General features: G+C 67.1%; 9 protein-coding genes. 2 read left to right on the top strand and 7 right to left on the bottom strand.

Annotation, left to right across the window (positions count from 1 at the left end):
- Window positions 1–86: 86 nt before the first annotated feature.
- The 5 genes from ACM9NP_RS09050 to ACM9NP_RS09030 all read right to left on the bottom strand — a co-directional run bounded on the left by ACM9NP_RS09050 (window position 87) and on the right by ACM9NP_RS09030 (window position 5295).
- Complete coding sequence (locus tag ACM9NP_RS09050; RefSeq protein ID WP_415646169.1) at window positions 87–770, bottom strand: cytochrome c oxidase subunit II; 684 nt, start codon at window positions 768–770, stop codon at window positions 87–89.
- Window positions 771–1020: 250 nt separating this feature from the next.
- Complete coding sequence (locus ACM9NP_RS09045) at window positions 1021–1752, bottom strand: hypothetical protein (RefSeq protein WP_415646168.1); 732 nt, start codon at window positions 1750–1752, stop codon at window positions 1021–1023.
- A gap of 100 nt (window positions 1753–1852) precedes the next feature.
- Window positions 1853–2929, bottom strand: a complete 1077-nt coding sequence (locus tag ACM9NP_RS09040) for an RNA ligase (ATP) (protein WP_415646167.1) — start codon at window positions 2927–2929, stop codon at window positions 1853–1855.
- 192 nt (window positions 2930–3121) lie between these two features.
- Window positions 3122–4603: an SDR family oxidoreductase gene (locus tag ACM9NP_RS09035; RefSeq protein ID WP_415646166.1), complete on the bottom strand. Its 1482-nt coding sequence runs from the start codon at window positions 4601–4603 to the stop codon at window positions 3122–3124.
- 128 nt (window positions 4604–4731) lie between these two features.
- Complete coding sequence (locus ACM9NP_RS09030; RefSeq protein ID WP_415646165.1) at window positions 4732–5295, bottom strand: TetR/AcrR family transcriptional regulator; 564 nt, start codon at window positions 5293–5295, stop codon at window positions 4732–4734.
- 90 nt (window positions 5296–5385) lie between these two features.
- On the opposite strand from ACM9NP_RS09030, the gene ACM9NP_RS09025 reads away from it, so the two are divergent.
- Window positions 5386–5817: a DUF6463 family protein gene (locus ACM9NP_RS09025; protein ID WP_415646164.1), complete on the top strand. Its 432-nt coding sequence runs from the start codon at window positions 5386–5388 to the stop codon at window positions 5815–5817.
- An 85-nt stretch (window positions 5818–5902) separates the two neighbouring features.
- Here the strand turns inward: ACM9NP_RS09025 and ACM9NP_RS09020 are convergent, their stop codons facing one another.
- Together ACM9NP_RS09020 and ACM9NP_RS09015 are read right to left on the bottom strand one after the other, a co-directional pair.
- Complete coding sequence (locus tag ACM9NP_RS09020; RefSeq protein WP_415646163.1) at window positions 5903–7141, bottom strand: hypothetical protein; 1239 nt, start codon at window positions 7139–7141, stop codon at window positions 5903–5905.
- Window positions 7142–7499: 358 nt separating this feature from the next.
- Window positions 7500–8051, bottom strand: a complete 552-nt coding sequence (locus tag ACM9NP_RS09015; RefSeq protein WP_415646162.1) for a helix-turn-helix domain-containing protein — start codon at window positions 8049–8051, stop codon at window positions 7500–7502.
- Between the two features lie 56 nt (window positions 8052–8107).
- On the opposite strand from ACM9NP_RS09015, the gene ACM9NP_RS09010 reads away from it, so the two are divergent.
- Window positions 8108–9082 (top strand): alpha/beta hydrolase family protein, encoded by a 975-nt coding sequence (locus ACM9NP_RS09010; protein ID WP_415646161.1) that lies wholly within the window; start codon window positions 8108–8110, stop codon window positions 9080–9082.
- The last annotated feature ends 120 nt before the right edge of the window (window positions 9083–9202 follow it).

The following is a 9202-nucleotide window of genomic DNA, read 5'->3' as shown; positions in this document are numbered from 1 at the left end:
ACCCCGACCCCCGACCCACGGCACGTGCGGCTCGCTCGAATGCTCGAACGGGCCGCGCGTCGCGGTCGGGAGGGCTCGGACGACCCTCAGCCCTCGGCGGGGCCGCCGCCCGGGGTTCGTTCGTTGACGACGGGGACGTCCGGTGCGAACCGGGCGACCGCGTCCGCCAGGTCCCGGATCTGCCGCGAACTCGCCGCGACGCTGCGGGTCTTCATCAGGACCCCCAGGCGTTTCGGGACACCGGACCTTCGGATCATTGTGGACTCGCGATCCTTCGGGCCCGGCGACTTCTTGTGGATCTCGTAGTAGTCGTTGCTCAGTTCTAGGCCGATCAGAGTGCGAGCCGTGGAGACGGGGCCGAGCCTTCCCGTGTGCAACCGCCACACGACCACCCGGTCGATGGCGTCCCACGTCGCCTCAACCGTCGGCTCGGACGATCGAAGGTGGGCGAGGGTGGCCTTGTGCAGTCTGACGCCGGTGGCGTCGACGACCGCCATTGTCGGGCGCGCCAGGAGCGAACCGAGTCGTATCGTCGGCCAGGCCAGTGCCACGAAGGCCAGAATCGGAATGCCGATCCAGGCGGGTGACTCCGTCTCCAGCCCGGTTCGAGGGTCCCGGGTGGTGATGAGCTCCGAGCCGGCCCCTGAGGCGATCAGCCAGATGACACCCGCGATGACACCGAGGGCGACGAGTAGCCACAGCAGATCGCGCGCGTCGGCGGATTCTCGGACGACGATCGGGGTCGAGGTGGCGTCGGAATGTTCGGCCATCGTGGAAGATCCTGTCGAGCGGGGACACCGGCGGGCAGCCTATCCGATCTCGGAAGGCCAGGTCATGGACATCGCGGACGTCGTGATCGCAGCCGGAGGCCGATCGCCTGGGTGTCTCGACATGGATGTCGGTGTCAGGCAGGTGATACACGGTCCGTTCCGGTCCGGGGAGTCGTTGAGGTCCTTCTTCGCGGACGCCGCCTCGTCCGGTTCGGCGTCGATCATGAGCTTCGGCTTCTGGCTCGGAGCTTCACCTCAGCGGACGGCCCGTTGCGTCTCCAGCCCTTCCGTCGTCATCCGTTCTTCTCCAGTGGACGGCACAACAGTCGATGTGGAGCCTCGCGTGCGAGTTCCGGCGGTCACGATCGCGCCGATTCCATCGTCCGATATGGATTTCAGTGCAGCAGTACGTCTTGTCGTAGTCGGCGAGGTCCGCCGGGCACTCCTCGAGGAGTTCGCGCATCGTGTCGCCGTCGAGTTCGTAGGCGCGGCGACTTCCGATCAGGAACAGCGTGTCGCTCGCGATCGCCCAGCGGAGGTGGTCCCGGAAGTCGGAGTGTCTTCGGGCTCCGTAATCCTCGCGAGCGAGGGAGGGGAGCGCCTGGGCGTACACGGTCTCCTTGCGAATCTCGGTGTGGGACAACCGCGCGCGGACGGCCTTCCATCTCGACACGGGGAACCGCAGGCTGTGGTGCAGCAGCACCAGATCGAGCTTGAGTCCGCCGTCCTCGTCCCTGTCGCAATCGAAGGCGCTGGAACGCAGTGGCAGGTACACGAGACTGTGCGGTGAACGCGCGGCCAGCCACCACGCGGTCGCGAGGTCCATCGTGGCCGCCTTGTCCACCGAGAGGCGCGGTTCGGAGCGTCCCTCACGCAGTGACGCGTGGACGATCGGGCCTTCCGGTCGGATGACGCGGTACTGGTTCCCGTCCAGGCGCACGGTGCTGACGAAGGTCCGCCACTCACGTCCTTCCCGTCGCACGGGTGTCCTTCCCGGTCGTGTCGGTCTTCGCCGAGTGTGTGAGTACGGACGTTCGCGGAGTCNACGCCGCGCCCGAAGCGGTTCCGGGCGCGGCGCGCCGTCATTCGTACTCCGTGCCGCCCTTGCGGGTCAGGTAGTCCGGCGAGATGAACTTGGCGATCGCCCGTCCTGAGAGGATCGGGCTGTACCGCTCGACGGCGGGGCGGACCACGAGTCCTTCTCGCAGGTGCGTCTCGGCGCCGGAGACGGTCTCGGTGCCGGTCGCCAGTTTCAGCAACAGTTCCCGGTCGTACGGCCCGGCGTACAGCACCGGTACCGTCGGGAGGTCGACGTCGATCCGGTCGAGGGCGTCGACCACTTCGGATGACGACAGCCAGCGACGACCGTCGCCGACGTCGACGGCGATGTCGAACACGGCGTATCCCGGCGTGCCGCCACCGCTCGTGTCGTAGCTGAGGTCCTGGACTCCCTTCCCGTACACCTCACCGAAGACGCCGACGCGGCTCGCCGAGTACAACGCGGCGATCTGCCGTGCCGCGCTCGGCACGTCGTAGGCGGTGACGGCTCTCCAGTAGAGGTTCGTGCCGTTGTCGACGATGCTCAGGTACCTCGAACCGATTCCCTTGGAGGAGACGAGACTGGCGTTCTCCGACCAGGTGTACAGGCACGCGCTACCGTGGATCTTCTCCGTGGCCACAATGGCCTCACCGCTGTCGAAGACGTCCGGGTACCGTTTGATGTCCTCGATCTCGATCCACCTCAGCAGATCCGGCGCCTGGACTACCTCACCCGCGAGCTGAACCGGTACCGGCGGAATCCACTTGGTGATTCCGAGCTCGGCGGCGAAGTTGCGGCCCTCGGCATGCGCGATGGAGAGGTCGATCCCCGCGAACACCTGGGGGCGGCACACGATGCCCTGGGACAGTTCTCCGCGCAGTCGCACGTGCCTGACCCGATTGCGCGCGGCACCCGCGAGTTTGCCGGTGAGCCCGAACTCGGCGATGAGTGCTTCCGGGAGGACGGCGTTCTCCGGGATGTAGAGCGCCCAGTCCCCGGTGCGGTAGACCCCTTTGGCGACGACGGCCCGGTAGAGGCCGACCTGAGCCAGCTCCAGGGCGTCCGCGTTCGGATGTGGATGGATGGTCAACTGTTCGGCGGTGACGGTGAGGGTGGCCATGTCGGCAGCGTAGACATCCGTTGCACCACAATCCAAGTCAGTTTTCGCGATCGGACCGTGGGTCGGCCCTGTCGTCAATCAGCCAATATGGATGATCGGCGTGGGCTGCCGACCGCGACCAGCGCCCTACGGCCCGGGGTCGAGACGATGGTTCGAAGCAGTGCCTCCCAGGGGTTCCAGCTGTCGAACCGTTCAACCCCGGTCGCTCGCCGTGGTCGGTTCGCGGGTGCCGGCGGAGCCGGTGATGTTGCGGGCCATGCCGCCGAACACGATCGTGTGGAACGGGGCGATGGCGTACCAGTACATGTTCCCCATGAATCCATGAGGGACGAACAACGCGCGCTGGCGGTACGTCGAACCACCATTCTCTCCAGGATGGACGGAAAGTTCCAGCCAGGCGCGCCCGGGAACCCTCATCTCGGCGCGTAGCCGCAACATCCGCGGCCGGTCGATCTCCTCGACGCGCCACCAGTCGAGGGCCTCGCCGACGCGCAACTGACGCGGGTCGCGGCGTCCGCGGCGCAGGCCGACCCCGCCGAAGACACGGTCGATCCATCCACGGACCGACCACGCCAATGGAAACGAGTACCAGCCGTGCTCACCGCCGATGGACTCGATGACGCGCCACAGCGCCTCGGGGGCGACATCGCTGTGGCGCTCGCGAACATCCTGGTAGAGCGTTCCACCGGACCATTCAGGGTCGGTCGGCAAGGGGTCCGACGGAGCGCCGGGAGTCGACGCGTCGGACCATCGGGTGGGGACGTTCGCGTCCCGAACCCGGCCGAGCGCGAGCTCGATGGCCTTCTCGCAATTGGTGAGCCCGTCGCGTGGGTCCGGAATGTAGTCGGCGATGTCGCGGTCGTGGCAGACCACTTCGTGGACAAGCGACTCGATCAACGGCACGGCGATGTTGCCCGGCACTGGCGTCACGAGATTCACCCATTGCGCCGACAGCCACGGAGTCAACACCGGCACGGGGACGACGACGCGCCGGGGCAGCCGTGCGACGACGGCGTACCGACGCATCAGTTCCCGGTATGTCAACACATCGGGGCCGCCGATGTCGAAGCCCCGGTTGACGTCGTCGGGGAGGGCGGCGGCGTGAGCCAGGTAGTGCAGGACGTCCCGCACCGCGATCGGCTGGATCCGGTTCGTCACCCACTTTGGAGTGATCATGGCCGGTAGGCGTTCGGTCAGGTACCGCAGAATCTCGAAACTGGCCGAACCGGAACCGAGGATGATCGCGGCGCGAAGGTGCGCCGTCGGCACCCCGGAGTTCAACAGGATCCGTCCGACTTCGGCCCGCGAGGCGAGATGTTCGGACAGGTCGTCGGTGTCGGGAGTGATGCCACCGAGGTAGACGATGCGGCGAATGCCGGCGGCGCGCGCGGCGTCCGCGACGGTCTGCGCGGCTCGCCGGTCGACGGTGCTGAAGTCGCGCGTGGTCAGCGAGTGCACGAGGTAGTAGAGGACGTCCTGACCGACGAGCGCGTCGGCGACGCTGGCGGGGTCGGTCACGTCGCCTTGGACGATCTCGACGCGGTCGGTCCAGGGAGTGTGGGCGAGTTTGGCGGGCGTGCGTGCGACACAGCGGACGGCGTGCCCGTCGTCGAGCAGCCGGGGCACCAGGCGTCCACCGATGTAACCGGTGGCTCCGAATACAACGCATCTCATCCGTCAGTCCCCTCGCCCGGCTTCGTTGGAGAGCATAAGGGCCGTGGCCCGGGGAGGGCGGCGACTCGGTGAGACCGTGCTGAGACGGACCTTCGGTTCCATCGGACGTCGCGGCGGCTCGGCGCCGGTCAGAGCTCGGTCGGCAGGAGCGCGCGAAGCGTCGAGCGGACGGCGTCGAGGTCGATCGATTTGGGGTCGACCCGCCATTGCGCGTTGACGCCCATGACCGCTCCGACCAGCAGGACCACGAACGCGTCCGGGTCGACGCCCGGTGGCAACGCCGTGATCGGGATCGCCGACCGGACCCCCTGCCGGAGCGCCTGATGCAGCCGCGCGAAGTGCTCGCGGATCGGCGAGTCGACTTCCACGGCTTCGGCGAGCAGCGTGATGAACAGGCGAGTGGCGGGCAGACGGATGAAGTCCACGAGTCGGTCCAGCGAACCGGCGAGCGGCTCACCGTCCAGTGTGGCGAAGTCGGCGAGCACCGCCTGAAGCTGGTTCTCGACCACCGCTTCCAGCAGCCCCAGCTTGTTGCCGAAGTGCCAGGGGATCGAACCCCGGCTGATGCCGGACCTTTCCGCGATGTCCATGAAGCTCGTCTGCCGGTATCCCTTCTCGGCGAAGAGCTCGACGGCCGCGGTCACCAGCAGTCGGCGGCTCTCCCGGGTCCTCTCCGTGCGCATTGTCGCCATGTCGGCCATTCAACCAGGTATGCCAAGCGACACAGGAATCGCCATCCGATATGTTCTATGTCGGCCAGCATAGAACTACGGAGGCGAACGATGGAACACGACGTCAGCGGCACCATCACGGCGCTCCCCGCCGCCGCGCGATCGACGAGGCTGACGAGGTGGGGCGGCTTGACCTGCGTCGCGATCGGCCTCGGGCACAGCGTCATCGGCCTGGCCGTGGCCGGGCGTCACTGGCCGGGGTGGATCACCGGTGACCTGTGGTGGGGGATCGGTTCACCGGGAATGCTCGAATCCAAGCTGGCCTTCTGGAGTGTTCCCGGTAGTTTCGTCGTCCCACTGATCCTTCTTGGACTGATGGCGGTCGGCCGCGCCCGGGAGGGCCGCGCGCTTCCGGGCTACGTCGGATGGACCATGCTGACGTGGGCGGCGTTCGGCGCCTACATCGGCTTTCCCACCGGCTTCCTCCTCGTCCTCGTCCCTGCCACGCTGTTCATCCTCGATGGACGTCGCCGCGCCGATTAGGCGTGGCCCTTCGTGAACGGCCGAAACCGGTCGATTGAGCTCGGGTGGAAACCTAGCGGTGGAAGCCCGCCGATCGTCGTTCTCGTCAGGACCCCATCTCACTCTTGAACACGAAGTAGACCGCCTCGTCCGGCCCGACGACGAGCACTCGGCGGGCATCGTCGTGGCAGTTGACGTCGCCGTCGCCGTCTCTCCAAAAGCGAGCGTCGCCATCGTGATCGGCCCATGCCGACAGTCGCCCATCCGCGCCGCCGACGCGCTCAAGCGGACGGTGCAGCAGTTCGTCCAGCAGGAACCCGGTCAGCTCACGCTGATCGTCGGGGGCCCGTTCCACACAGGCGGCGCCGAAGGCGCGGATCTCCCGCGTGAACGCCGCAGAATCCATGGGCCGCAACCCGTCGGCGTGAACGACCGAGTCGTCGTCCGGGTCGCCCAGTTCCAGGCGCTCCTGGAGCTCGTCGAACGAGTCCCACTCATCAAGGTCGACCGCCTGCGGGTCGTCGAGAATGGCGAGTTCCTCGTCCAGGTAGTCGCGGGGGTGGTTCTGCATCCAGGCCGTGCCGTTCCACCATCGGCGCAACTTGGTGATGTCCGCCCCGGAGGGCATCCCGTGCCGCGACCACCCGACCTTGAATGCCGCCGGACCGTCCAGATCCAATGGACCCTTGAGGACGGTTCCGGCACACAGGGCGCGCAACCGCACTTCCGCTCCCGCGAGGTCGACGGGATCTGACCGATGCGGGGGCCGACACCAATGCCCGGCGAAGGAACACGCCGGATCACGTCCGTCGTCGTCTGCGACGTGGTGCGCACCGAGGACGCTCATTCGGATCAGATCCCGGCCGAAGCCAAGCACCACATGGGTTTCCTGCTCGACGATCGTCCCCGACTCCGGGTCGACGACCCGAACCAGAGTGGCATCATCGGCCCAGTCGACGATCGCTGAGGCGAGGCTCGCCATCAGCAGTTCGGTGCGTCGGGACGGTATCCCGTTCGCGCGCAACGTTCGCGTGACGATCTCGGCGGCCCGCTCGGGTGACTCCTTCCGGCCGTCCACCGCTCGGCGCCGTGGATGTCCGCTCGGGTCGAGTTCGGGAAAGAGACCGGCGGTCTCCAGACGGCTGGTGGAGTCTGGTCCGTCTCGCAGGTCGGCGAGTATTCGGATCGTCGGTTTCGGCGAGTCGTCCCGCCACCAGCGGTCCAAGAGATGGACGTGTGCGGGAATCTCGATCGACGCGTCCCATTCCGCGGTGTGGGGTTCGGGTGTTTCGGCGCAGTCGTGCTCGAGGAGTTCGCAGATGTCGAAACCCAGCCCGGTGCCCATGTCGCCGCCCTATCTTCGGAGTGCTGTTCCGTTGGGACACAGGTAATCACGAGGGTGTGATCATCGGGTCGGTCAGGCCATCGGATCGATCCTGAGTGGAGCCTCCGGTCGTGCGCCCCGGGACCGGACTGTGACACGAGCCCATAGTCGCGTCCGTCGAACGGGAGCGCCGACAGACCGTCATGGAAGTCTTGGGGCAGTTGACGTCCATACGCGGTCGGCGACGGTGTGGATGTCGCCGTCTCGGCTCGACCTGCCGGAGGCGCCGGGTCGGCAGCTGATGGTCATGCTCGACACTCCGGGTGCGCTTGCGTGCTTCTTCTGGTGAGGCCACGACCAGTCAGGACTGGAACGTGTGTCAGGCTTCTCGGGGCTCGGTCGGTGGCGCCTCGATCGGGAAGAGGATCGGGCTGATCAGATACTGCGCGCGGTCCGCTGTCGGCTCATTGGTCAGTTGAGGCGCGATCGCCTGTCGCATCCCCTCGATCATCACACGGAGTTCCTTGGGGCTGAGCCAGACGGCGTGCTGTCGGTACCCCACCTGGTCGGCCACCGGGTCGGCTCCGTCTCGACCGAGGTAGGCGTTGAATTCGGCGGCCAGGGCCGCCAAGGCGGTGGCGAAACCGTCTCGATGGTTCATTGGCGAGAGCGAAGCCATGGTGTCGGCATCGATCCCGGCGCGGTCCTGGCGGAGTCGATAGCGGCGCTCGACCGCGCCGCGCACCCGTCGCTCCTCGGAGACCTCGAGGACGCCGCCGGACGCGAGCAGGTCGACGTGCCGGTAGACCGTGGCCTTCGAGACGTCCGAGATGCGATCGCACAACTCGGTGGTCGTCAGCTCCCGCCCGCCCCGCATCGCGTGAATCACCCGCAACCGCACCGGATGTGCCAACAACTCGAAACCGTCCATGCCGCAATGCTCTCACATTGTGCTAACGTTCGCAAAGATTGAGAAAGGTTATGGAGATGTCTCACGATGCGATGACCGCCCCGGTGTCCGACTGGGTCCCACCGTCCTACACCGAACCCAGCCGTTTCGCCGAACACGATGTCACGGTCGGCACCGGCCCTCTGGCGGTGTCGGGGACGGTCAGCGTCCCCAATGGTCCGGCGGCCTGCCCCGGGGTGGTGTTGCTGGCCGGCGGCGGGCAGTTCGATCGCGACGCGACCAGTGGGCCGAACAAGCCGCTTAAGGACCTGGCCTGGGGTCTGGCCAGCCGCGGTATCGCGGTGTTGCGTTTCGACAAGGCGACGTTCGCCCATGGCGACTTCGCCGCCGCACCCGACCTGACCATGACGCGGGAATACCTGCCGTATGCCGTCGACGCGATCGGACTGCTCCGGCGCCACCCGGCGGTCGACGCCGAGCGGGTGTTCGTCCTCGGCCACAGCATGGGCGGCAAGATCGCTCCCCGGATCGCCGCAGTCGAGTCCTCGGTCGCCGGTCTGGTGATCATGGCCGGTGACGTCCAGCCGATGCACCATGCCGCCGTTCGCGTCATCACCTACCTCGCGGCCATGGTCCCGGACCTGGTCCCGCCCTCGACGGTCGAGATCTTCGGCAGGCAGGCGGCCCTCGTCGACAGCGCTGATCTGACGTCGTCGACTCCAGCGGCGGAGCTGCCGTTCGGCCTGCCCGCCTCGTACTGGCTCGAACTGCGCGACTACGACCCGGTCGCGATCGCGACCGGACTCCGGAAGCCGATGCTCATCCTCCAAGGAGGACGCGACTACCAGGTCACCGTCGACGATGACCTGACCCGATGGAGAGCGGGGCTGGGCGACCGCCCCGAGGTCGACATTCGTGTCCACGACGCCGACGACCATCTGTTCTTTCCCGGCACGGGTCCGTCCACTCCCGCCGATTACGAACGGCCCCAGCATGTCGACCCCGCCGTGATCGGTGACATCGTCGAATGGGTGGGCCGCGCCAGGGCGTGACGGCGAACGAACGTCCATATCGTTCTTTCGTGGTCGACTCGGCGAGGTGAAGTCCAGTATGGTCGGGTTGCGTTGCGGTCCACATTTGGGCGCGGACATCGCCTTCCAGTGCTGTGAAAG

Origin of the sequence: Stackebrandtia soli (genome assembly GCF_965137155.1) — a bacterium.
GTDB lineage: Bacteria > Actinomycetota > Actinomycetes > Mycobacteriales > Micromonosporaceae > Stackebrandtia > Stackebrandtia soli.
The sequence above is the reverse complement of the archived record's forward strand: the minus strand, read 5'-3'. Positions and strand labels throughout refer to the sequence as shown.

Bases quoted from the DNA above. Each gene is read 5' to 3' on its own strand.
- ACM9NP_RS09010 (WP_415646161.1), top strand. From the start codon at position 8,108: ATGTCTCACGATGCGATGACCGCCCCGGTGTCCGACTGGGTCCCACCG.
- ACM9NP_RS09030 (WP_415646165.1), bottom strand. From the start codon at position 5,295: ATGGCGACAATGCGCACGGAGAGGACCCGGGAGAGCCGCCGACTGCTG.
- ACM9NP_RS09035 (WP_415646166.1), bottom strand. From the start codon at position 4,603: ATGAGATGCGTTGTATTCGGAGCCACCGGTTACATCGGTGGACGCCTG.
- ACM9NP_RS09020 (WP_415646163.1), bottom strand. From the start codon at position 7,141: ATGGGCACCGGGCTGGGTTTCGACATCTGCGAACTCCTCGAGCACGAC.
- ACM9NP_RS09015 (WP_415646162.1), bottom strand. From the start codon at position 8,051: ATGGACGGTTTCGAGTTGTTGGCACATCCGGTGCGGTTGCGGGTGATT.
- ACM9NP_RS09040 (WP_415646167.1), bottom strand. From the start codon at position 2,929: ATGGCCACCCTCACCGTCACCGCCGAACAGTTGACCATCCATCCACAT.
- ACM9NP_RS09025 (WP_415646164.1), top strand. From the start codon at position 5,386: ATGGAACACGACGTCAGCGGCACCATCACGGCGCTCCCCGCCGCCGCG.
- ACM9NP_RS09050 (WP_415646169.1), bottom strand. From the start codon at position 770: ATGGCCGAACATTCCGACGCCACCTCGACCCCGATCGTCGTCCGAGAA.